The sequence below is a fragment of the Methanoculleus frigidifontis genome, from assembly GCF_030464345.1.
GTDB lineage: Archaea > Halobacteriota > Methanomicrobia > Methanomicrobiales > Methanoculleaceae > Methanoculleus_A > Methanoculleus_A frigidifontis.
In genome coordinates, this window is record NZ_VCYH01000012.1 from 1 (window position 1) to 24,343 (window position 24,343).

At 63.4% G+C, this 24,343-nt stretch carries 16 protein-coding genes; 9 read left to right on the forward strand and 7 right to left on the reverse strand.

The features are described from left to right. Positions 1 to 68 precede the first annotated feature (68 nt). From FGU65_RS14150 to FGU65_RS14175, 6 genes are all read right to left on the reverse strand, one after another. Positions 69 to 419, reverse strand: a complete 351-nt coding sequence (locus FGU65_RS14150) for a GNAT family N-acetyltransferase (protein WP_301665150.1) — start codon at positions 417 to 419, stop codon at positions 69 to 71. A gap of 161 nt (positions 420 to 580) precedes the next feature. Continuing rightward, a complete protein-coding gene (locus FGU65_RS14155; RefSeq protein WP_301665151.1) occupies positions 581 to 1,330 on the reverse strand; it encodes an ABC transporter permease in 750 nt (249 codons plus the stop codon). A gap of 2 nt (positions 1,331 to 1,332) precedes the next feature. Continuing rightward, entirely contained in the window at positions 1,333 to 2,316 is a 984-nt protein-coding gene (locus FGU65_RS14160) for an ATP-binding cassette domain-containing protein (protein WP_301665152.1), read from the reverse strand. Between the two features lie 30 nt (positions 2,317 to 2,346). Next, on the reverse strand, positions 2,347 to 2,607 hold the full coding sequence (locus FGU65_RS14165; protein ID WP_301665153.1) for an AbrB/MazE/SpoVT family DNA-binding domain-containing protein: 261 nt from the start codon (positions 2,605 to 2,607) through the stop codon (positions 2,347 to 2,349). An 11-nt stretch (positions 2,608 to 2,618) separates the two neighbouring features. Then, the gene (locus tag FGU65_RS14170) at positions 2,619 to 3,182 is read right to left on the reverse strand and encodes a class I SAM-dependent methyltransferase (protein ID WP_301665154.1); all 564 of its coding nucleotides are present in this window, start codon (positions 3,180 to 3,182) and stop codon (positions 2,619 to 2,621) included. Between the two features lie 202 nt (positions 3,183 to 3,384). Then, positions 3,385 to 6,423 carry a PAS domain S-box protein gene (locus FGU65_RS14175; RefSeq protein WP_301665155.1) on the reverse strand — a complete coding sequence of 1,013 codons (3,039 nt, stop codon included), beginning with the start codon at positions 6,421 to 6,423 and terminating at the stop codon, positions 3,385 to 3,387. A 535-nt stretch (positions 6,424 to 6,958) separates the two neighbouring features. Between FGU65_RS14175 and FGU65_RS14180 the strand changes: the two genes are divergently transcribed. From FGU65_RS14180 to FGU65_RS14215, 8 genes are all read left to right on the forward strand, one after another. Then, positions 6,959 to 12,838, forward strand: coding sequence for a right-handed parallel beta-helix repeat-containing protein (locus FGU65_RS14180; RefSeq protein WP_301665156.1), 5,880 nt, complete (start codon positions 6,959 to 6,961; stop codon positions 12,836 to 12,838). Positions 12,839 to 13,202: 364 nt separating this feature from the next. After that, a complete protein-coding gene (locus FGU65_RS14185; RefSeq protein ID WP_301665157.1) occupies positions 13,203 to 14,507 on the forward strand; it encodes a glycosyltransferase in 1,305 nt (434 codons plus the stop codon). A 119-nt stretch (positions 14,508 to 14,626) separates the two neighbouring features. Beyond that, positions 14,627 to 15,496: a hypothetical protein gene (locus FGU65_RS14190; RefSeq protein WP_301665158.1), complete on the forward strand. Its 870-nt coding sequence runs from the start codon at positions 14,627 to 14,629 to the stop codon at positions 15,494 to 15,496. Positions 15,497 to 15,563: 67 nt separating this feature from the next. Further along, positions 15,564 to 16,388: a helix-turn-helix transcriptional regulator gene (locus tag FGU65_RS14195; protein WP_301665159.1), complete on the forward strand. Its 825-nt coding sequence runs from the start codon at positions 15,564 to 15,566 to the stop codon at positions 16,386 to 16,388. A 587-nt stretch (positions 16,389 to 16,975) separates the two neighbouring features. After that, entirely contained in the window at positions 16,976 to 18,064 is a 1,089-nt protein-coding gene (locus FGU65_RS14200) for a geranylgeranyl reductase family protein (protein ID WP_301665160.1), read from the forward strand. Positions 18,065 to 18,124: 60 nt separating this feature from the next. Next, positions 18,125 to 19,273 (forward strand): KamA family radical SAM protein, encoded by a 1,149-nt coding sequence (locus FGU65_RS14205; RefSeq protein ID WP_301665161.1) that lies wholly within the window; start codon positions 18,125 to 18,127, stop codon positions 19,271 to 19,273. A gap of 562 nt (positions 19,274 to 19,835) precedes the next feature. Next, positions 19,836 to 20,108: an HgcAB-associated protein HgcC gene (hgcC, locus tag FGU65_RS14210; RefSeq protein ID WP_301665162.1), complete on the forward strand. Its 273-nt coding sequence runs from the start codon at positions 19,836 to 19,838 to the stop codon at positions 20,106 to 20,108. A 12-nt stretch (positions 20,109 to 20,120) separates the two neighbouring features. Then, the gene (locus tag FGU65_RS14215) at positions 20,121 to 20,975 is read left to right on the forward strand and encodes an arsenite methyltransferase (RefSeq protein WP_301665163.1); all 855 of its coding nucleotides are present in this window, start codon (positions 20,121 to 20,123) and stop codon (positions 20,973 to 20,975) included. Between the two features lie 9 nt (positions 20,976 to 20,984). On the opposite strand, the gene FGU65_RS14220 is transcribed toward FGU65_RS14215, so the two are convergent. Then, positions 20,985 to 22,766, reverse strand: a complete 1,782-nt coding sequence (locus tag FGU65_RS14220; RefSeq protein ID WP_301665164.1) for a histidine kinase N-terminal 7TM domain-containing protein — start codon at positions 22,764 to 22,766, stop codon at positions 20,985 to 20,987. Between the two features lie 601 nt (positions 22,767 to 23,367). On the opposite strand from FGU65_RS14220, the gene FGU65_RS14225 reads away from it, so the two are divergent. Further along, positions 23,368 to 24,339 (forward strand): cation diffusion facilitator family transporter, encoded by a 972-nt coding sequence (locus tag FGU65_RS14225; protein WP_301665165.1) that lies wholly within the window; start codon positions 23,368 to 23,370, stop codon positions 24,337 to 24,339. Positions 24,340 to 24,343: the final 4 nt, after the last annotated feature.

The following is a 24,343-nucleotide window of genomic DNA, read 5'->3' on the forward strand; positions in this document are numbered from 1 at the left end:
ATCACCCAGGGCGGCAAGAGAGGCATATTCGTGCCGAATTATGAAGTTGGTAAACGTGCTCATGGAGATCAGGTCGATCCGGGACTATAAAGTACTTTTGAGAAGAGGGCGGTTTTTCGAAATCCTCCCGGGTCGATGAAGCAGGTTATCTCGGCGGTGTGCGCGAACGCCGGGATGGGATTATGCAGCCTGAGCATCCCGAACCCGAGAAACCTGCCGTCCGCATCCTCCACCGCGACCGAAGGATAGTCCCTGCAGGTGGCGAGGAAGATCTCGAAGAACTCGTAGGGCACCCCCTGCTCTGGGTATGCCGCGAAGGTGTTCTCGACGTAGTAGTTGAAGAGGTCGATGACCGCCGTCCGGTCGGCAGTCCCGATCGGCCATAGCGGGTATTCGGGTATCTGCTCATCGTACGTCATGCTATCACGTGCACCCATATCGAAAAAGAGTATCTGCGCAGGATTATTTGAGTTCGCTGCTCTCAAAGGCCTGGGTCGGTGCGGCAGTATCGGTTACACCGGCCCGGCACCCTTTCGACCTTCCTCCGCTATTGAAGAGTGGAGGGGGGGACGAGCCCCTATCAGACGCTGATCTTCCGGAAGAGGTACGCCCCGACGGCGGTCATGAGCACGGCGCACCCGGCGAGGACGGCGAGACAGATGACCGGACTTACCTGTGCCGCCCCGGTCAGGCCGTAGCGGATCCCCTCGACGCCGTAGGTCAGGGGATCGGCGAGCGTCAGCGGCCGCAGCCAGGCGGGGAGGCTGTCAATGGGGAAGAGCGCTCCCGAGAGCCCGAAGATCGGGAAGATCACGAAGTTCATGATCAGCTGGAAGCCGTGCATATCTTCCATCCGTGATGCGATCGCAATCCCGAACGCGGTGAAGAACACGCCGATCAGCGCCATGAACAGGACGGCGATCACAAACCCGGTTACTCCGGTGGGCTCAAGCCCGATGAAGAGCGCGAAGACCATCAGGATCAGCCCCTGGATAACCGCCGTCGTCGCGCCGCCGAGGGTCTGGCCGAGCATAATCTCGAGCCGCGAGACCGGGGCGACCAGCGTCTCTTTCAGAAACCCGAACTGCTTGTCCCAGATGATCTGGATCCCGGAGAAGACCGAGGTGAAGAGAACGCTCATCGCCACGACGCCGGGGATGAGGAAACTTATATAGTCCCCTTCCATGCCCGGCACCCGGACGATCGAGTTCAACCCGAACCCGAGCACCAGCATGAAGAAGAGGGGCATTCCGAGACTGCCGACGATCCTGCTCTTCGAGCGCAGGTAGCGCTTGATGCTCCGCAGCCAGATGGCGTAGACGATATCCACCCCTACCGCCTCCCTGCCCGGTGGAACATGCGCATCGCCTCTCTGCCGCTCGCCTCCTCCTCGCGGATCGTCCGTCCCGTGTAGTGCAGGAAGACGTCTTCGAGCGTCGGTTTCCTCACCGCAAGCGAGGTGATGCCGATGCTCCGCTGGTGGATGGCGGTCACGATCCCGGGGACGTGCTCTTCGGCGTTCTCCAGGCGAATCGTCACCTGGCCGTCGCGGCGCTCGACCCCGGAGACCCAGGGAGCGGTCAGGAGGCCGGCGACTGCGTCCGGGTCGGGCGAGGCGATGGTGATGACGTCGCCGCCGATCGAGGCCTTCAGGCCCGCCGGGGTGCCCTCCGCGACGATCGACCCGCGGTCGATGATCGCCACCCGGTCGCAGAGCCGGTCCGCCTCCTCCATGTAGTGGGTGGTGAGGATGATGGTGATCCCCTTCTCGGCGTTCAGCCGCTCGATATACTCCCAGAGGTGGTTTCGCGTCTGCGGGTCGAGGCCGAGGGTCGGTTCGTCCAGAAAGAGCACCGTCGGTTCGTGGAGCAGCCCCCGGGCGATCTCGAGCCGGCGGCGCATACCGCCCGAGTAGGTCTTGACGAGGTCGTCTTTCCTGTCCTCGAGCCTGACGAGGGCGAGGAGCTCACCGATCCGCTGCCGGCGCACTTCGCCGCCGATCCGGTAGAGGCGGCCGTGGAAGTCCATGTTCTCATACGCCGTCAGTTCTTCGTCCAGGCTCTGGTCCTGGAAGACGATCCCGATAGACCTGCGGACGCCGTCTTCGTCGGTCACGATATCGTGGCCGTTGACCGTCGCCGCGCCCGAGGTCGGCCGCTGCATCGTCGCGAGCATCGCGATGGTCGTCGTCTTTCCGGCTCCGTTCGGGCCGAGCAGCCCGAAGATCTCGCCGCTCTCGATCGTAAACGAGATGCCGTCGACGGCGACGAATCCGTCGAAGGACTTTGTCAGGTCATGTACGTCTATTGCTGGCATGGTGCTCTCCGGCGGCAGTGACCCGCTGTCTCACTCCTCGGGCGGCTCTTCCGGCGCTCTCTCGAAGATCTGGAGCATCTTCTCGGCGATCCGGCGGAACTTGTCCGCCTTGACGAGGGCGATCCCGTGCGCCTCGTCGCCGAGGACCATCAGGGTGTCGCCGGGCTTGATGTCGAAGATCTCCCGGGCCTCTTTCGGGATGACGATCTGGCCGCGTTCGCCGACCTTGACCGTCCCGAAGATGTGTTTCGTCTCTTCGCTGCAGTGGTGGCGGTGGTGGTTGTGGAACATCTTTCATCTCCTCATGTACGGTTGGGCAGCACCGGCCGGCACCGCAGGTACTCGCGCTTCTCCTCCTCGATCGTCCAGGACCCCGACTCCCGGATGGCGCGGCGCGTCTTCTCCCGCGGCTGGTGGCCGTCGTCGACGATCAGGACGCCGTCCGGTTTTGTGATCCGCCAAAGCTCCGCGAGGAACGTGTCCGTATCCTCGACCATGAAGAACATGTCAAGGGCGTAGATGAGGTCTGCGGCGCCGTCCGGCAGGCCCGAGTCGTAGCCCTTCGCCAGGGCGGGGACGACGTTCGCGAGCCCTTCGGTCTCGATCCGCCGGGAGACGGCTTCGACGGCGAGATCGTGGACGTCCACGGCATAGACGGTGCCGTCCGGACCGACGAGGTCGGAGACCGTTTTGATGTAACTTCCCGGGCCGCAGCCGTAGTCCACGACGGTCATGCCCTCCCGGATCCCAAACTGCGCAAGCATCTTCTCCGGCGGGCGGATCAGATCTCTGATGCGGAACGCCAGCGACATCAACCGGAAATGGCCGTCTGACATCCTGACGGCAGTTCCTGCGGCTACTGCCATACGACTCCTCCTCTGCAGGATCCGATATGCTGATCCTTGAACATACTTCTCATCCTCGGAATGTAATTCATACTTCTCATCCTCGGAATGTAATTCATACTTTTCATACTAATGTGATATATCATCCTATATATCCCCATCGGCCGGCCGTGCACGAGAGCATCCGCTCGAGGCAGATATCCTGCAGAAGAGGTACGGACGCCTATGCGGTTTCTGGCCCGGTAAACCGGTAGGCACCCTCCGGGACGGTGATCTCGAACCGGACTCCCTTCCCGGGCACCCCCGTCTCCCGGATGGTCATACCGGTGATCGCGAGGATCTCGCGGATCAGGAAGAGGCCGTATCCCCTGTTCCTGCCGAACCCGCGTATGAAGATCTGCTCTTTCCGGTCGGCCGGCACCCCGACGCCGTCGTCCTCCCAGACGATGGTGACACCCCCGGCAGAGGGGTGGCAGCGCACCCGTACCGCGGTCGCCTGCTCGCCGTGCCGGAGCGTGTTGTCCATCAGGTTTGCGAGGACATTCGCGAGCATCTGATCGGCATAGACCTCAAGTCCGGAAAGGTCGCACCCGACCGGTATCTGCCCGTCGCAGGCCTGTGCGATCACCGCGGCGACGTTCTGCCATGCCGGTGCTGCGCTGCCGACCTTCTCGCAGTCGCGGGTGAACTCGATCTGCTGCCGGATCAGTTCTGCAGCCTTCTCGAGCTTCTCCAGGTAGTCGATCTGCTCCGGATCAGTGCTCCGCTCCCGTGCGAATTCGAGATACCCGGTGAGGGCGGTCACCTGGTTGAGAATGTCGTGCCGGGTGATGGCCGAGAGGAGCTGGAGTTTCCTGTTTGCAAGGCGCAGCGCCTCCACAGCACGTTTGCGTTCGGTGATGTCCCTGCAGAAAGCAATATATTCGTCCGGACGGATCCGTGCGGCATCAACGCTCATGGCGTAGCGGGAGCCGTCTTTCCGGAGGAAGAGGGATTCGGTGTTCGCCCGGCCGGTCTCACAGAGGTTCCGGAACGATGCAAGGCCGGCGCTCACGCAGGTCGGGTCGAGGATATCGGGGATTGCAAGCCCGAGAAGTTCTTCCTCGCTGTACCCGGCCAGAGCGCATGCGGCGGGGTTTACCCGGAGGAACCGCCCCTCTGCATCCGAGACAAAGATAGCGTCGGGAGAACCGTTGAAGTAGGCACGGAACCGCTCCTCGCTCTCTGCCAGCGCCTCCACGGCACGCCGCTGCTCGGTGATGTCGGCGATGTAACCCTCGAGGGCGACGAGCCCGCCGGCCGTATCGAATATTCCACGCCCCTGCTCCCAGACCCACTTCTCTTCGCCGTCCCGGGCGACCAGGCGGAAGATCAGCTGGAAGGGCCGCTGCTCCGCAAGGGCTTCCTGCACCTTCTGCCATACCCGCTCGCGGTCGTCGGGGTGGATCAGCGAGTTGTATACAACCCGCCGGCTCTCGACGATCTCTTCGGGTCTGTAGCCGGTAAGGGCGAGCGCACCGTCGCTCAGAAACTCCATCGTCCAGTCGCGGTCGTTCCTGCACCGGTAGGCCATTCCGAGGAGATTTGAAAGCAGGGTCGAGAGCCGCCGTTCGCTCTCGCGGAGCGCTTCTTCCACACATTTCTGCGCGGTGACGTCGCGGACGACAATTTCAACCGCAGCGAGCCTTCCCTCTGCATCGTAGAACGGCGTGTAATATTCCTCGGCCCAGATCGTCCGCCCGCCGTCCAGGACCCAGCGGAAGGTCTGTGGCTTTGACCAGTCGGTCTCGTTTCTGATTACCTTCTCGAACGCCGCCCGGTCATCGGGATGGATCAGCCGAAACGCGAGGGTGATATCGGCAGCAAAGTCCTCGACGGAGAATCCGGTGACATCGGTCACCGCCGGGTCGACGTAGGTGATGACCGGCCGTGGGGTAAACTCAACCCTGAAGAGGAACTCGTGTCCGCTCTTCACGGCCCGCCGGAGCCGTTCCTCGCTCTCTGCGAGGGCTTCTTTTGCCTGTTTCTCTCCGGTGATATCCTCGGCAAGGCTCAGGATTGCAGGCGTCTCGCCCCAGGTGACGGTCTGGGCGTGCACGCGGAGCGGGAAGGTCGTGCCGTCGCTCCGCCGGTGTGCGACCTCGAAGACCGCTTCGCCGGTCTCGCGGAGCTGCTGCATCCGCGGTTCGATCAGGTCAGCGGATTCCGGGACGTCGAGGTCGTGCAGGCTGATAGAGAAGAACTCTTCCCGGGAGCAGCCGTGCAGGCCGAACGTCCGCTGGTTGGCGTACAGGAACCGCCCGTCCATGTCGTGGACAGTGATGGAGCAGGGGGCGGCGTCGACGATCCGGGTCAGGATGCGTCTCTCCTCGCCTGCACGCTTCCTCTCGGTGATGTCCACCAGCGAGGCGACCGACCGGTCCGTCTCCGGGATAATGCCGACGGTCAGGTGGATGTGCCGTATCTCCCCCGAGCGGTCGAGGAACCGGAACTCGTAGCGGCTCGGCACGTCCGGAAGGCCTGCCCGCCGCCCCCGGTGGTAGGACTTCATCAGCTCGAGGTCGTCCGGGTGCACGAACCCGGTCCACGGTTTCACGCCTTCGATCTCCCTGCGGGAAAATCCGGAGAGCCGCTCGAACGCGCCGTTTGCGAGGGAGATGGTCGTATTGTTCTCGATGATGATCGTCGCCGAACCGGTATTCTCGAAGATGCCCCGGTACCGGTTCCGGGACTCCCGCAGCGCCTGCTGTGCGGCGGCGATCTCCTCGACCTGCTGGCGCATCTCCTCTTCCGCGGCGGCAAGGCGCTCGTTCGCTGCGAGCAGCTCGTCGTGCCGCTGCTGCAGTTCCCGCTCCGCACGCCTGCCGGCGACGGCCCGGCGGATCTTGTGCAGAAGCTCGGCAAACTGGGTCTTCGGATCGCCGCCTTTCTGGAGGTAGAAGTCGGCGCCGCTGTTGAGCGCCTCGATGGCAACCTCTTCCCGACCTCTCCCGGTGAAGATAATGAACGGGATGTCGTTGCCCTGCCTGCGGAGGTGCTGCAGGAGGTCGATGCCGTCCATGCCCGGCATCTGGTAGTCCGAGACGACGGCGTCGAACTCGCCTTCTTCGAGCATCCGGAGCGCACTCGCCGCGCCCGGCGCCGGCGTTACGACGACGTCGCCCGCCCGCTCCAGAAAGATCTTCCCGACATCGAGCAGGGCGGGCTCGTCATCGACGTACAGCAGGGAGATGACCGTCGAGCCCGCCCCGTCAGGAACCATAGTGAGTAATAGTTAAAAACGGTAGATAACCTTATCGATCGCGCCAGCCCCTGGCGAATGTTGTATCGCTTAATTCGCTGGTTTTTGCGGATGCGGTGTTATATTGGCCGTTTTACAGGGGGTGGCGACAGACATCTCCACCGCAATGCCCTGACCCGGTACTGGCCGCTGCACCAGAGTGTTTATATGGCGCTTCCTGCCTGCGAATTGCAGAGTTCAGGCACCGGCAGGTGCGGCGTGCAGCGGCGGCGGGAGTCCGGCGCAGCCTCTGCTACTGCCGTCACGCGAAGCGTATTCTCCGCGAATTCTGGAGACCAGGAATCTCATTTTTTATCGCGAAATACCAAATATTAATCACTTTTAAACTGCATTTTTCCAATCGGGCTCGTTTCCGGGGCGATAAAACCGGCACCTTTTCATAGCAGGTCGGATACGTACTGGTATACAGAATGGATCAGCAAACAGGGCTGTCTCGATCTCCCGATCCCCGGGAACGGTCGAAAGGATGCGGATAACAGCATTCGGAGGCATACTGATGAATGAAAAATATTTCCGGATATGTGGAGTACTCCTCCTTTTTTGCATCTGCGGCATATCGTCGGCAGGTGCTCTTTCTGCAACGTACGTCGGTATCGATAAAGTCGATCTGCAATGGTGGGAGCCATACGGCTACGACTTCGAGTCGTACACGGTGTATCGCGGCGACACAGCGATCGCGACCATCTACAGCAAGAACGATGTAAGGCTTCGGGATGACGGCCTGGTGCCGGGTCAGACATACGATTACCGGGTCAGAACGGTCACCGAATCCGGTTCGGACGATCAGACCTGTTCTGTAACGGTCGGCAAGCCCCGCGGAACGCTTACAATGGGGGACGACACCTGGACCCGCCCCTTCCTGACGATGGACGGGAACGTCGACCTGAACGGCCATTCGCTGAACATCAGCGGCTGCACCATCGACGCCGCATCTGAGCGCAAGATATCGGGTTCGGGAGAACTCGGGATCTCCGATGCCGACCTGACCAACATCACGGTCTCCGTCACCGCGCCCGGGGCACTGATTGAAAACGTCCGGAGCGACCGGCCGATAACGGTGAGGGGCGGAACGATCGCGGCAACGAACGTTGCGGTCCCCCGGGACTCGAACTGGGTGGGCGGGGATCTTGTGCTCTACCTCTACGGTGACGGCAACACCATCAGCAGCTGCAACGCCGAGGTGCGCCTGCAGGGCGACTGGGGTGTGATCGAGGACTGTATCGGCGAGTACACCAGGATTCGGGCGACCGGCAACAACCTGACGATCCGCAACAACACCATCCGCGACGTGCCGGGTTACGGGATCTATGTGAGCGGCAACGATCTCATGATACGCTACAACGATATCCGGAACGCGACGCGGTGGGAGAAGAGCTACTATGTGACCGAAGAGGGCACCGGGATCCGGCTGTACGAGTGCTACCGGAACGTCGATCTCTTCGAGAACACCATCGCCGAGGCAGGCGACAAGGCAATCCACGCCACGGGCGGATACGCGTCGGTGATGGAGGACTGGACGGTGGACTACAACACCATCCGGGACTGCAAATACGGCATCTTTGCGCAGCTCCCGTCGCAGCGCTGGACGGTCGGGGAGAATACCGTCACCGACTGCCTCTATGACGGCATTTACCTGCAGTCCACGAACTGGTCGAAGGTCAGCGGCAACACCCTCACCGGCTGCCGGAACGGGGGAATCTACTTCGCCGGCGGCGATGCCGAGATCTCCGAAAACACCGTCACCCTGTACGACGGTGAAGGCATCAGTGCGGGAACGCAGCAGGGCATGGGGAACCTCACCGTCGCCGGCAACATCGTCACCGGACTCTATACCGAGGACGGATGCCCCGAGGGCATCTATTTCTCCGGTCAGGACGGCATGCTCCGGGACAATGCCGTGTATGACTGCAAGAACGGCATGTATGCCGGGGACAGGGAGAACCAGACAATCCTGAACAACGAGGTGCTGGACTGCTGGGGCGAGTGGGGACTCTACGCCTATGAGCTCTACGGCGGCCGTATCGAGGGCAACACCTTTGAGAACATCACGGGGACGAGCGATGGAGGGGCCATCTATGTCCACCGTACCGGGAACGCGACCGTCTGCGACAACCGGATAGAGGGCGGGCGCCGCGGCATCAACGTCGTGTCCGCCGACGACGGTCTCGTGATCCGGAACAACACCGTCCGGAACGCCACCTCAACCTGCATCCGGGTGAATGCAGCGAAGAACGGGGATCCCTATAAGAAGAACCGCGGCCCGGCGAACGTCGTCATACAGGAGAATATCGCCGAGAATGGGTTTTACGGGTTTGCCCTCTCCGACGTCGATGGAGTGACCGTGGCGCAGAACCGCGTGGAGGGCTGCAGCAGCGGAATTATGATCGAACGGTGCAACGGGACGGTCGTCTCCGAAAACCTCTGCGAGAACGTCGAGACCGGATTTAGGGTGTACGCCGCCAGCATATACGACTCGGTCATCAGCGGCAACGTCTTCAACGTCTCCGAAACGGGCATCCGGATCAATAAAGGCACCAAGAACACAACCGTTGCGGATAACGTCATCTCGGGCTACGACATCTGCGGCATCCAGGTGAACGACCCGGAGAAAAACCGGGTCGTCAGCAACACCCTCACGGCCTCGAGCCCCGGCGCCTGGGATATCATTCTCAGCATCCCCGAGGGTGTTCTCCAGGAGACGCTCCTCCTTGAGAAGAACACGCTCGGAAAGAGCCACCCGACGACCGTGACCATCACGGATCCGAACGAGCCGATCTTCATCCGCGGCGTCGAGAACCCGCCGGAGCCGCCGTCGTATCCCGACTACCAGACGACGAAGCAGGAGATCGGGAACTGGGTCGAGATCTACGGAGAGCTCGGCAAGACCGACGTCCAGCTCAACCTCACCTTCCACTACACGAAAGAGAATCTCGGGGAAGTCAACGCGAGCACGCTCCAGATCTGGAAGCACAACGGAACCCGATGGGATGCGGGAAGCGCGGACGGCGATTCCTGGAACGGCACCCGGTGGCATGACCTCGACAACCGCGAGATCGGCGTCGAGGTGGAAGAGCTCTGCATCTTCGCCCCGCTCGGCGGGCAGACCGTCCACAACCTCCGGATACCCAAGGACTACTCGACCATCGACGAGGCTCTCCGCGACTACGAGTTCCAGGACGGGGATACCATCACCGTCGACGGCGGTTACAGCGGGACGAAGGAGAACCTCGCTATCTTCAATGAGGTCACCCTGAAATCGGCATCCGGCCTTCCCGCCGACGTCGTCCTGACGGCGTCCGACCCGTACAAGCCCGTCGTGACGGTCTACTCTGACGACGTCGAGATCGACGGCTTCGTGCTCACGGGGGCGACGGGCTCGCAGGGGCTCCGGGTCGAAGGGGCGGAGACCGTCAAGCTGAAGAACTCCCGGGTGGAGGGGAACTACTTCGGCGTTACGATCCGCAGCGAAGAGGACTACTTCCACGAACCCTCGTCGCACTGCACCATCCAGCACTGCACCGTCACCGGGAACGAGCACGGTGCCGTGTACATCAACCGGTCGAACGACTGCAACGTCTTTGACTGCACCCTCTCCGGCGCGGTCGGCATCGGCATCGAGGACGGGACCGGGAACTACCTTGCCGACAACACCCTCACCGACTGCGCCGACTACGGGATCGTCGTCGACGGTGGCGGCAAAAACCGCGTGACCGGCAATACCCTCTCCGGCGGCACGCTCGGGATCTACCTCTTCGACAGCGATGAGAACACCGTTGAGCGAAATACCGTCACGGCCACGACTGATTCCGGCCTGCTGCTCGAGAAGGCGGAGGAGAACGCTGTCGGCGAAAACACGGTCGAGGGCTCGCCGCTCGGAATAGTACTTAAGGAAGCCGACGAAAACACCCTCACCGCGAACCGGGTCGACGGCGGCGCCGGGGGCTCCCGCCTGGTCGGCATCGTCCTCGAAGACTCGGATGAAAACACCGTGACCCGGTGCTCGGTCAAAGACCTTGCTGCGATCGGCTACGCCGTCACCGGCCTCGAGGTCTCCGGCTCCTCGTCCGGCAACACCGTCGACACCTGCAGTTTCAGCGGGTTTGAGGCGGCACGGGTCGACGGAGCGGATATCGGCGCCTCCGGAAACCTGATCCGGAACTCGACCTTCACCGATCTGCGGGGCGGCCCTGCGGGCGTCTCCGGCGTCATCGTCCGGCAGAACACGGCGGGCACGGTGCTCCGCAAGTGCACCATCGACGGCCTCTACGCGCCCGAGAACGCGACCGGCGTCTCCCTCACCGGTGCGACGGGCACCCGGATCGTCGACTCGGCGATCGGGTCGGTTCTCCCTGAGAACACCTCTTCCTATGTCGTCTTCGAGCGGTCGGCCTACTCGAACAGCGTTGAAGCGACCACGCTCGGCCCGCTCGCCGCGATAACCTCACTGTATGCTGCCGGCAACGTCACGGCATCGAACGCGACGGCGGTCCCGCCGGACGGCGAGGATACGATGAACATCGGCCACTACCTGAACCTCACGTCGGACGGCACCGGCGAGGTCTCGGTGGCTTTTACCTACACGGATGAGGACCTCGACGGCAGGAACCCGGCACTGCTTGCGGTCTGGCGGCACGACGGCAGCGCCTGGTCGAAGGTGCCCGCCCCGAACGGGGTGAACACGGCCGGGCGCTATGTCTACGCCGAGAACATCACCGAGTTCTCCATCTTCGCCCCGATCTGGTCGGCGAGCGGTATGCCCCGGGCAAACTTCACCGCTGAGCCGACCGACGGCGACGCCCCGCTCGCGGTGCAGTTCACCGACGCCTCCCGGAACGCCGAGTCGTGGTCGTGGACCTTCGGCGACGGCGCGGCCTCGACCGGGCAGAACCCGATTCACACCTACACCGCCATCGGGCGGTTCGACGTGACGCTCACCGTCGGCAACGCTATCGGGACCGACACGCTGACCCGGACGCACTACATCACCGTCCGGGACGTCCCGCCGGAGCCGCCGGAGCGGGCCGAGAACTTCACCCTCCGTGACAACGGGACGAGCGTCACCGCTGTCGGCGGCAAACAGCAGGTCAGCTTCAACGCAACGACCGGGAACGGAACGGTCAGCGGGGACGAGATCGTCCTGACGGGCGGGAACATGAACGTCACCATCCGGACCGACGGGCTCACCACGGCCGGCAACGTCTCGGTCGGGAACGTCACCGGCGTCCTGCTCGAGAGCAGCCCGGTGAGCACCGACCTCGGCGACCTCGGCAACGTCTCGGTCAATTTCAACGCCTCGATGAACGGCTACAACCCTGACCTCGGGATCACGACCGCGATCTACGACCGGCCGAGTGACGAGGCGGCAACGTCGTTCACGCTTGCTGCGGCGGACGACGGGCTTTCTGTCACCTCGACGGCCTACGCGGTCTACTTCACCAAGACGAACCTGACCGAGAACGACACTATCCGGGACGCCGTCCTGCGGATGACCGTCGCGCCTGACTGGGTGAACGCGAACGGCGGCACGGACGCGATCCGGATCTTCCGGCAGGGCGACGACGGCGACACCGAAGCGCTCGCGACGACGTATCTTGGGATTGACGCCGACGGGATGATGGTCTTTGAGGCGGTTTCACCCCGCGGTTTCTCCGCGTTCGCGGTGATCGCGGCAAAGGCCGTCGTCACCCCCGCCCCGACCCCGTCCCCGGCCTCCGGCGGCGGCGGGTCATCGGTGAAACCGACCACTGTGGTCGGCAGCGCCAGCCTCCTCACCGCCTCCTGGGGCGGGGTGCTCCGGCCCTACCTCGTCTCTGCCGACGAAGGGTTCGCCTGCCTGGCGATCGATACCGGCGTGATCGCCCTCGACGTCGACGGCGAACCGCTTCCCGAAGTCGGGATAGCCGTCGTCTCGACCCTCCCGTCCGATCCGTCGTATACCTTCTCCGGCTATGCGGTCGACTGCACCCCCGACGGCTCCGCCTTCTCGCCGGCGATCGACCTGATCTTCACCTTCACCACAGAGGAGTGGGCGGGTCTGCTCGCCACGGCGGACGGCGATGCGGGGCGGCTGGTCGTGCAGGGCTACAACGCCACGCGCGGCGTATGGGAAGACTGCCCGACGAGCGTCGATGCCGCCGCCCGGACGGTGACTGCATCGATCAGCCACTTCAGCACCTATGCTCTCACCTGCGCTGCTGAGGCGACGACGCCGGTCACGCCGGAACAGACGGTGACGGTGCCGGCAACCGCAGCGCCGCAGACGCCTCCTGCCGGAGAGGGCGCCGAAACACTCTCGTTCCTGTACATCGCCGTCGCTCTTGTGGCGGTGCTGGTCGTTGCGGGAGTGGCGTTTGTCCTGATGGGCAAAAGACGGTAACACCACCTTTTTTGCCGTCCTGACCCGGATTCGGGACAGCGCGGGATGTTGAAATGGCCTTAAGATCTCTTTCCAGGCGCAAATCCCGAATATCGGTGCTCTCCGCCCTTCGCGCCCACCTCCCGCGGCGGCCGGATCGCGGCGGAGGTGGGGTGCGATCCGATTTTGGGCGAAGAATGGCCGGCCAGGCGATCCGACCATTTTATTCATGATTTTTGAGAGTATTGCTGCTTAATTGATACAAGGCCGGCTTCAGATTTTTATTTGCCAATGCATATATTTATATGCCCTGAGGTGCAGATAGTCCATTGCAGACCGGCGCCGGGTATATATATGCCCGCCGGCCTGCACCAGGGGGAGAGAAATGGCATTTCTACAGGGAATCACCTGCATCTGCGACAACGGGCGGACACTCGAAGACCACAGGCCTATCGTCGGTGACGACGTCGTCTCCGAGATTCTCCGCAAAGCCGCGGTGCTGCAGGGCAGGCGCGTCATCCACGTCAACTCGACATACCAGAGCGGCGGGGTCGCCGAGATGATCCTCTCGCTCGTACCGCTGATGAACGACGTCGGGATCGAGACCGAGTGGAAGATCCTCACCGGGCACGGGGACTTCTTCACCATCACCAAGAACTTCCACAACGCACTGCAGGGGCAGCGGATCGCGTTCTCGGAGATGGAGAAGTCGCAGTACGTCGTCACCAACCAGGAGTTTTCGACGCAGCTTGCGATCGACCACGACCTCGTCGTCATCCACGACCCGCAGCCGCTGCCGCTGATCAGCTTCTACGAGAAGAAGCAGCCCTGGATCTGGCGCTGCCACGTCGACCTCTCGAAACCGGACGGCGACCTCTGGCGGTTCCTCCGCGACTACGTCGAGCTCTACGACGGCATGATCATCTCGCACGAGGACTACCGCCGCGCGAATATGGCGAAGCAGCAGCGGATCATCCACCCGGCGATCGACCCGCTCTCCGACAAGAACCGCGATCTTACGGACGAGGAGATCGCAGGACTCCTCGAGCGCTACAACATCCCGATCGACAAGCCCCTCGTCACCCAGATCTCCCGGTTCGACAAGTGGAAAGACCCCGTCGGCGTCGTCGAGGCCTTCAAGATCGCCCGGGAAAAGGCGGACTGCAGGCTGGTGCTCTGCGGCAGCATGGCGCCCGACGACCCGGAGGGCTGGACGATCTACCGGCAGGTCGAGGAGGCGGCAAAGGACCTGATCGAGCAGGGCGACGTCATCCTGATAACCGCCGAAGATCATCTCCTCGTCAACGCCCTGCAGCGTGTCTCGGTCGTGATTGTGCAGAAGTCGCTCAAGGAGGGCTTCGGTCTGACCGTCACCGAGGCGCTCTGGAAGGGCCGGCCGGTCATCGCCGGCCGGGTCGGCGGCATCCCGCTCCAGATCCAGGACGGCGAGACCGGATACCTGATCGACCCGACGGATATCGCGGCCTGCGCTGACCGGATCCTCCGGGTGCTCGAAAGCCCCGAGCGTGCAGTCGAGATGGGCCGTGCCGGCAAGGAATACGTCCGGAAGCACTTCCTGATCACCCGGCTCCTCGTCGACTACCTGGATATGCTCACCTGCGAACTCGGCTGCGCAGCGCCTGACTACGCGGTCGGCGAGGTTTTCCACGGCGAAGACGTGCCGACCTGAAAACCCCCTCTCTTCTCTTTCTGCGCTCGTCCGCATCACGGATCGGAGATGGCGCGCCTCCCCCTGCCCCCTCCAACAGTTTTTTCTTCTCCCGGTGCTATCTCACCGCGATCGTTTGTATGGCCGTCGTCGAGTTCATCTACCCGAACGTCGCGTCCGTCCGGCAGCGGGGCGGGCTGGCAGAACGCTGGGCGCTTGCCGATGCGGCGGGCTGCTCGTACGTCGAGATGCCTGCCGACCTCGTCAAGAACCGGACCGAGGTCGAGCGCACCGGGCAGGACGTCGGCTCGTTCCTCTCGGCAGCGTCGATCGAACTGCTCTACGAGAGCGGCGGCGGGGTTGACGGGGGCGTGCGCTACATCCTGCATACCGAGCCGTCCGTCCCGCGGCGGGACGGCTACGACCTGGTAACCCAGACGCCGCTGCGGTGGTACGACGACGCCTGGGTGACGACGTTTGTGGAGATGCTCCTCGGGATCGAGGAGTTCCTCGGGAGCCCTGCAGCAGCCGTCGAGATCCATCCCGGCGACGCCCGCAACACCCATGAGGATCTGATCCTCGCCGTCGACGACATCGTCGAGGCGCATGAGAGCGCCTTCGGCTTCGCGCCGCTGGTGCTGCTCGAGAACCGGACAAACCAGATCATCGCCGACGGTGCGGATATGGCGGCCTTCTGGGACTGCATCCGCACCGAGGCACCCGAGACCGCCTGCCGTTTCGGGTTCGTCATTGACCTGCAGCAGCTCTACGCCGTCACTCGGGGCCGGCTCGCCGCGGCGTTCTCTGAAGTGCCGCAACGGGCGATCGCCGGGCTCCACGTGCATCACCGGCACCGGTGCCCGTCGCCCTCCGACCCGATAGCGTGGGAGGACGTCTTTGCCGTCGTCAGGAAGATCGACCGCCCGCTCCTCGTCACCCCCGCGGTCCACGACGCCCGGCGGGTGCAGGACGCGATGGGATTCTGCCGCCGGATGCTCGGGAACGGCTGAGGGCGGTGCGCTGCACAGAGCAGATGCAAAAGACATTAAGCGGCAGACAGTGATCTCTATAGAGACTATGGAAGATCCGGGTTTACTTGACATCTACGGGGAGTTCTGCGACGAGATCCAGTCCATCTTCCGATCGGGCATCCTGATGCAGGTGTTGATCGGCCTCGACAGCGGGGAAAAGACCCTGGCTGACCTCCGGAGCATCACCGGCAGTTCCTCCCAGGCACTCCTGCCGCGGATTCGGCAGCTCGAGTCGTTCCACTACGTCGAGTCGAAACCCGGCAGGTACGCGCTGACGCCGCTCGGGGAGATTGTGGTGCCCGAGATCGGACGCCTCGTACGGCTGATGGCCGGCATCCGCAGGCACGAGGATTTCTGGAGCGCCCACGATATCGCCTGTATTCCCGAACCGTTCCGCAAAAGTCTCGGCGACCTCTACGAGGCGACCGTCCTCCATGCCGTCGCGGAGGATATTCTCAACGTGCACACGCATTTCCTGCAGGTACTCGACCGGGCGGAGTGGATACACGCGGTATCGTCGATAACGAGCCACGATCACGCCGATACGCTCCGGCGCCTGGCGCTGCGGGGCACGCCGATCGAACTGGTGGTTCCCGAGACGCTTGCCGAGAAGCTGATGGCCTCGCCCTACGCGCACATGCAGGACGAGCTGGCCGGCATCGAGACGTTCGCATTTTACATATCCCCCGAGCCCATCCGGCTCGGCATGACCGTCACCGACACCGCCCTCTCCCTCGGGCTCTACAAGCGGGGCACCGAGACCTACGATCTTGCGGCCGACCTTGCCAGCCGCGATCGGCGTGCGGTCGCGTGGGGCGAGCAGGTCTTCCAGCACTATAAGAGAGGCGCGGAGAGACTCACTCTCGGGTGAGCGCTTCGTGCGCTCCTCCATGGCCGCCGCCTCTCTCCTGCCACGTACTCTTTCAGCAGTTTTACGAAACACTGCCGTTCCTTTCGGCATCGGGTCAAGCGATACGGTTAAATGTCGGGATTGATTACCATTAATATGTACGATGAATAGTATCCGAACGGATTAACGGTTCATCGTCGGCACGAGTACCGGATCCGTGCGATCCGTACCGCAACCAACGCAGCAGTATGGTGTCGAGATGCAGGACAAAACCGCGAAAACGGCTCCGGCGGCTCCTCTTCCGGGTGAAGGGAACGACGGGAAACGAGGAGAGGAGAGACTGTCCGGACGGTGCAGGTATTCTTCCTGCCCGTATTACGAATCCGAGCGGGATTACTGTCTGCTGATCGATATGCCCGTATCCAGACTCTTCGCCTGTCCCCACACAAACCCCCCACACATTACCCACAAACCCCACACATACACGTAACCTCCGGCCGGCCAGGCCAAAATCTCTTTTTTTATGGGGGCGTGCCTGCACGTTTTCGATTGTTCGGAGAGCTTTCCGGAATCCATTTTATATAGGAGCATGCTCCTACCGGTGCGTGATGCAGAGCCGGTACGATCTCGTTGTTGTCGGTGCGGGTCCCGCCGGCAGCACTGCCGCACGCTACGCGGTAGCAGAGGGTCTTTCGGTTCTCCTGCTCGATAAAAAGAAGACGATCGGCGTCCCGGTCTGCTGCGGGGAGTTTCTTCCCGCACCCTCGGTCGCTGCCAGGGCGTTCCCGAATGCCCCCGGGACGGACGAACTCTTCCCGGTCGATCCTGCGGCGATCCGGCGGAAGATCCGGCGCCTGGTCGTCGTCTCGCCGAAGGGGAGGGAGTATCCGATCCCGCTTCCCGGCTGCACCATCGACCGCGATACCCTCGATCAGAGTCTGGCCGCCGCCGCCGTCCGGGAGGGGGCGACCCTTGCCACGGAGACGAAGTTCCTTGCCCTGGACGGCCACACCGTGACGACCAGCAGGGGCAGCGTCCGCGCCGGTGTGGTGATCGCCGCCGACGGGCCGCTCTCGCGTGTCTGCCGCTTTGCGGGGCTTTCCCGCAGCACCGTCCTTGCGCCGGCGGTCACCTGTCGGGTCGAGGCGGATCTCGGCGACGATCTGCGGATATTCTTCGGCAAGCGCCACGCGCCGGGCGGCTACGCCTGGATCTTCCCGAAAGACGGTTCGGCCAACGTCGGTCTCGGTCTGCAGAAGTCGGGGGTGCCGGTGAAGCGTCTGCTCGAGTCCTTCCTCGAAAGTCACGGGCTCGATCCCGCAGATCCGATACGGGGCTGCTACGTCCCGGTGGCAGGTCCGCTCCCTGCGACCGTCCGGGGTCCGGTTCTCGCCGCCGGGGACGCGGCGGGGCACGTCGTGGCGTCGAACGGCGGGGGGATTGGACCGGCCATGATCTGCGGCAGGCTCGCCGGGCTCGCCGCAGCGGCGCACCTGCTCCGCGGAGAACCTCTTGAGGCCTACGAGCAGGCGTGGCGGCAGGCTATCGGGAACGAATTGCAGGCGGCACTGCGGACAAAAAGGATGGCGGATGCAGCCTTTCGCTCGGATTTTCTGATGGAGCAGGTGATGCGGGCGCTCGGGGAGTGGGGGATCGAACGGGTGCTCGTCTACAACGGCACGGGTCTCTTCCGGTAGCCATTGCATCTACCGATTTTTATATATGTCAGATCATGGTATCCCTATCCGGGAACCGGGATGGCAGGACCGACGTATATCACCGATATCAGGAAGGTTGTGCAGATTCCCGCTGCCGAGCGGGAGCGGCTCGCCGACGTGGCACGGAAATTTGCGTTCCGCGCAAACGACTACTATCTCTCCCTCATCGACTGGAGCGATCCGGACGATCCCCTCCGGAAGATCGCCGTCCCCGACCCCGAGGAGCTCGCGGAGTGGGGGAGCCTCGATGCCTCCGCCGAGAGCGCGTACGTGGTGGCGCCCGGGATGGAGCACAAGTACGACCAGACGGTTCTCCTGCTCGCGAGCGACCTCTGCGCCGGATACTGCCGTTACTGTTTCAGAAAGCGGCTCTTTATGCACCGCACCGATGAGGTGGCGCGGGACGTATCGGCCGACATCGACTATATCAGCCGGGACCCCGAGATCACGAACGTCCTCATCTCCGGCGGCGACCCGCTCTTTCTCGCAACACCCCGGCTCGAGCGGATCGTCCGGCAGGTCCGCCGGATCGAGCACGTGAAGATCGTCCGGATCGGCACCAAGGTACCGGCCTTCAACCCCTACCGGATTCTCGATGATCCCGCACTCCCCGCGATGCTCAGCCGCTACAGCACGCCGGAGAAGCGCATCTACATCATGACCCAGTTCAATCACCCGCGGGAGCTGACCGACCCGGCCGTCCGGGCGCTCGACGCCCTGCAGAACGCCGGTGCGGTACTCGCGAACCAGACGCCGCTCCTGCGGGGGGTCAACGACGACCCGGTCGTCCTCGCAGACCTCTTCCGGAGCCTCTCGTTCGTCGGCGCTGCTCCTTACTACCTCTTCCAGTGCCGCCCAACCCTCGGCAACCGCCACTTCGCCGTGCCGGTGGAGGAGGGCTACCGGATCTACGAACAGGCCAAAAGCCGCTGCTCCGGGCTTGCCAAACGTTCCGTCTTCGCCATGTCGCACCGCACCGGGAAGATCGCCGTCGTGGGCCTCGACGAGGAGAACATCTACTTCAAGTATCACCAGGCGGCACGGCGCGAGGATATCGGGAAGTTCATGGTCTTCCGGCGGTGCCCGAAGGCGGTCTGGTTCGATGATTACACCGATATCGTGCGGGAGGGCAGGATCAGCGACGCGGAGGAGAAGGAGGAGATCCGCCCGCCGCCGCTGCCCGCCTGATGGGACAGCGAGAACCCCGGCTCCACCCTTGTGGCCGATAGAGCGGTTGTGCCGGGGAGAGGCGGGTGGGGAGCGCCCCGTTAGCGCTACCCTGAGATACGGGGATTTGCGCGTATACCATGTTCTTCCCCTGACCGGGCTGGTGCCGGACTGGGACCGACGGGGAGGGTTTCTCCCCTCCCCTGTCTTACGCAAAGATCCACAGACATCATCAACCCCACCCCACCCGGCCTCCGGCCTCCTCCCCCGCCCCCAGGGGCGGGGGCAGTCATGGCGATACCCAATGGAAAGCCGTGCTCCGGGTTGCGCCTCCGGCTTGAGCATCCTGAGCGGAACAATTCTATGGCGATACCCGATGGAAAGTCGGGAACACCCGGATGCGATCTCACCAAAGGGAGTACCGGGTGTCTCGGAGGGCACTACCCGCCCTTCAGTGCACCCAGAGGGTACGGTAGCGTATAGGGGGGAGCACCCCTCGCGCCATCTGCTGAGAATTCTGAAATTTCAGAAAAATCGGAATATTGATATGCATTGCCCGACCACTCTTCTCCGGTGAACCTGCATGGCACACGTTCGGAGAGATGATCGGGCCTGCTCCTGCTCCGTCGAAGCGGTCGTGAGCGTCGACGGGCGGGGGCAGATGGTGCTCCCGAAAGAGATTCGCGAACGAGCGAACCTCTCCCCCGGCGACCGGCTCGCGGTCGTCTTCTGGGAGAAGGAAGGAGATGTCTGCTGTATCACGCTGATCAAGGCGGATCATCTCACCGGGATGGTCAAGAGCCTCCTCTCCCCCATGATGGAGGAGATCGCAGACGGCAGGGATCCAACGGCATAGGAGACGTATACGATGAAGGAACACGACGTTCGCAGACGAGTGAGAAGCGAATACGGACGGGTTGCCCGGCAGGAGCATTCCAGCTGCGGGTGCGGGAGCGGGTGCTGCGGCACCGGCCGGTCGGTCGAGTCGGTCGGCCTCGGGCTCGGCTACTCGGCAGAGGATCTTGGACAGGCGCCGGAGGGCGCGAACCTTGGTCTCGGGTGTGGAAATCCTGTGGCGCTTGCAACCCTCCGGGAAGGCGAGACGGTGCTCGACCTCGGCTCCGGAGGCGGGTTTGACTGCTTCCTCGCTGCCGAGCGGGTCGGGGAGACCGGCCGGGTGATCGGCGTCGACATGACACCCGATATGCTCGACCGGGCACGCGGGAATGCGCGGAAAGCGGGGTATACCAACGTGGAGTTCCGGCTCGGCGAGATCGAGCACCTCCCGGTTGCGGACAACACGGTCGACGCAGTCATCTCAAACTGCGTCATCAACCTCTCGCCCGACAAAGCCCGGGTCTTTGCCGAGGCGTTCCGGGTGCTCCGCCCGGGAGGAAGGCTCATGGTCTCCGACATCGTCCTGACGATGCCGCTCCCGGAGCCCATCCGTGAGTCGGAGGTCTTCTATACGAGCTGCGTCGCAGGGGCACTGCAGAAGGAAGACTATCTCGGGCATATCGCCGCCGCAGGATTTGAGGAGATCGCTGTCGTCGGGGAGACGGTCTTCCCGCTCGACCATATCGTCAGCGAACCGACGCTTGCGGCTGCCGTCGCCGCCGCTTCCCTCGACGAAGCGGAGCGCAGGGCTCTCCTCGAGAGCATCGTGAGCATTAAGGTCGGTGCCAGAAAACCGGCCGGGTGCACCTGCTCAGGGACGGGGTAACCCGCCGAATCACACACCCTTTTCTCCAGGTCTTCTCCACGCACGGTCGGGAACCCGGACCTCGAACCGCGCTCCCGCTCCTTCTGTCCCGGTTTCGGCGATGCCGATGCCGGTCACCGCCAGGATCTCGCGGGTGAGAGCCAGCCCGAGGCCGGTGTTCTTCCCGTAGCCGTAGGTGAAGATCTTCTCCTTCTCCTCGTCCCGGACACCGCCGCCGTCGTCGTCGAAGGCCACGACGAGACTGCCGTCCGGCTGCTCTTCGGTCGTTATCAATATCCGGGTGAGGGAGCCCGCGTGCCTGATAGCGTTCTCGAGCAGGTTGTATGCGACTTTTGCCGCGAGCGAGTCGGCGTAGACCTCCACCGGTGCGACGCTGGAGACGATCGAGACCCCGTCGTCGGGCAGGCTCCCGACGGCATCGGCGATCAGCGCCTCGAGCGGCTGCCAGGCAGGCTGGTGCACCCCGATCTCCTGATACTCGCGGGAGAATGCGAGGTGCCTGCTGATCTTCTCGGTAACCTCGATGGCTGATGCGAGGCAGGCATCGCTCTGCGGGCCGGTTCGCTCCTCCGCAATGAGGGACAGGTACCAGGAGAGGGCGGTCACCAGGTTGCCGATATCGTGCCGGGTCAGCTGTGTCAGGAGCGAGATCTTTTCATTGGCGATCCGGAGCGCCGTCTCTGCAGCCTTCCGATCGGTGATATCCCTGACGATCAGGACGATGCCGGCGTTTCCGCCGTCCGGGTCCTGCACTATCGAGGCTGCAATGCTGACCACCGTCTCTCCCTGCCCGGCGAGGACGGCTTCGCGATCCGAGAGGCGCCCCCGCTCCGTGACCGCCGCCATGATCGCGGCGTAGGCGGCGGGCGGGATGAGCGATGCGACTGATCTTCCGGGAAGGTCGGCCTCCGCCACTCCGAAGAGGTTCGCGGCGGAGGCGTTCGCCGTGATGATCCCGCCGTTCATATCCGCAAGGATCATGCCGTCCGGGATCGTCCGGATGATCTCCGGGACCGCCGTCTCCGGCCGTAAGACGAAGAGGCCGTGCCGGTGCACGGCGTAGGCGATCACCACGGAGAAGACGAGGATCCCGATGAAGACGAGGTTCGGGGCATGGATCCCGAGCGCCGGGAGAACCGCTCCGGAGAGGGATCCGAATCCGATGACGGCCGCAATACCGGCGCTGACAAGGCGGTTCTGGCGCCGGATCGGCCCCGGCTGTGCCCGTCTCCAGGAGGAGATGCTGACGGAGGCTGCAAAGAGCATCACCAGGATAATGAAGGCCGTCTCGGTCTGGCAGAGCAGGTCTGTCTGAACCGGCAGGTAGACGTAGCCCGCCACGGGGTCGAAGGCGACGGTATAGATCCGGTCGGTGAAGATCTCGATGAGAGCGAAGAGCACGGCGGGCAGGTAGAGGGCGGCGACGAGAATCCCGCGGTTCTTTTTTTCCGCGAAGGGGTGGCCGGTGAAGGCGAGGACGAAGTGAACGATGAACGCGACGGCAAGCGTCCAGAACGAGCTCGCCTTCAGCCAGAAGGCGACACCCTCGTAGCCCGCCGCCTGCCAGAGGAAGAACTCGCCGAGCGCCCAGTAGGTTGCGGTCAGCGTCGCGGCGAGGAAGAGGCGGTTGACCGTCGAGGACGGGCTCTTTGCGTAGACGTAGATACCGAGACCGTAGGTGATCAGCGCGGATACCAGGCAGAAGGATACCTGGAGGGTGAAGAGAGCCATGGGATAATCGTATCCCGGGAGGTCTTCCCGGTTTTCAGGAAGACACGCCACAGGATTCACTGTTGCTGTAACGGCTCTGTCTTCAGGCGAGAAAATGTTTTTCTTTCGGGTGGGAGCAGGAATGTGTCTTCCAGCCGAATGGAAGGGATAGGAAGGGCGATCCTCGCCCTTCCGCTCTGGTGGCTGCAGGGTTTTCCTACTTCCGGCAGTTTGCGCCGGTTCCGTCCGGCAGTCTGATCTGGTCGCGGTTCCGGTTCGCATCTCCGGCGCCGGCACCGTTGCAGGCATACCGGCATCCGGGGCAGTTGTCGCTTGCATGGTCGGCCTTTCTGGACTAAAGAGCCGCAGCGCCCGCCGGTACGGCGAACACAAGCAGAACCAGAAGAACTGCTCCGAGCCCGAGGGCAATCGTTCGCTTGTTCATGTTGCTCTCCCCTTGCGGTTACCGGATCTGCCCGGCAGGGTATAAGCATCTACCATAGTGCGGATCAGGTTGCTGAACCGGTAGTTCAACGGACAGGAACCCCTATGCCGGATCGGGACAGATCAGTACACCCTGGTATGGTGGCGGACAGAGACGCCCGGCATACGGAGCGTCGCCGTGGCCGCCGTGACGATGCACCCTTTCCGACGGTACCGGAAAGGAGTCCGGTGAGAAGACGTGTTAGGTAGACAGATCTCCCTTGATGGACTGACGCGAGAAGATCTCGACGCCGTTAAGCAGCGTACGGCCGGCCTTTCGGTTGTCTCGAACACCGCGCTGGTGCTGATGAAACTCGTCGTCGGGTTTGCTATCGGTTCGGTCAGCATCATCTCCGAGGCGATCCACTCCGGCATGGACCTCGTCGCGGCGGTGATAGCATTCTTCGCGGTCAGGCGGTCGAGCCTGCCGCCCGACGACTGCCACGCCTTCGGCCACGGGAAGTACGAGGCCTTCTCGGGCCTGATCGAGGCATTGCTCATCCTGATTGCGGCCGCCCTGATCATCCGCGAGGCGGTCGGCACCCTGCTCGGCGAGGGGGCGGAGACGCTCTCGCCCGATCTCCTCGTCGCCGGTATCGCCGTCATGGGGATCTCGGCCGTCGTCAACTGGCTGGTCTCGTCGCGGCTGATGGCGGTCGCGAAGAAGACCGAATCTATCGCGCTTGAGAGCGACGCCTGGCACCTGCGGACCGACGTCTACACCTCGCTCGGCGTGCTCGCCGGCCTCGTGCTGATCCGGCTGACCGGTATCGTGGCGCTCGACGCGCTCGTCGCCATCGGCGTCGCTCTGGTGATCGTCCGGGCGGCGATCGACCTGACCCGCCGGTCGCTCGCCGACCTGACCGACCGCCGCCTCACCGACGAAGAGGAGGAGCGGGTGCGCCGGATCATCTGCGAGCATGCTTCCTCGTACGCCGGTTTCCATAACCTGCGCACCCGGCGGTCCGGGCCGGACGTGCATATCGACTTCCACCTGGTCGTCGCCCGGGGCGTCCCGGTCGAGCAGGCGCACGACCTTACCGACCATCTCGAGTCGGACCTGCGGCTCGAGTTTCCGCGGGCGAGTATCAATATTCACATCGAGCCCTGCGACGAGGCCTGTTCGGAGTGTGCGTCGTTCTGCCCGGTGGCAAAAGAGTCCGGGCAGTAACCGT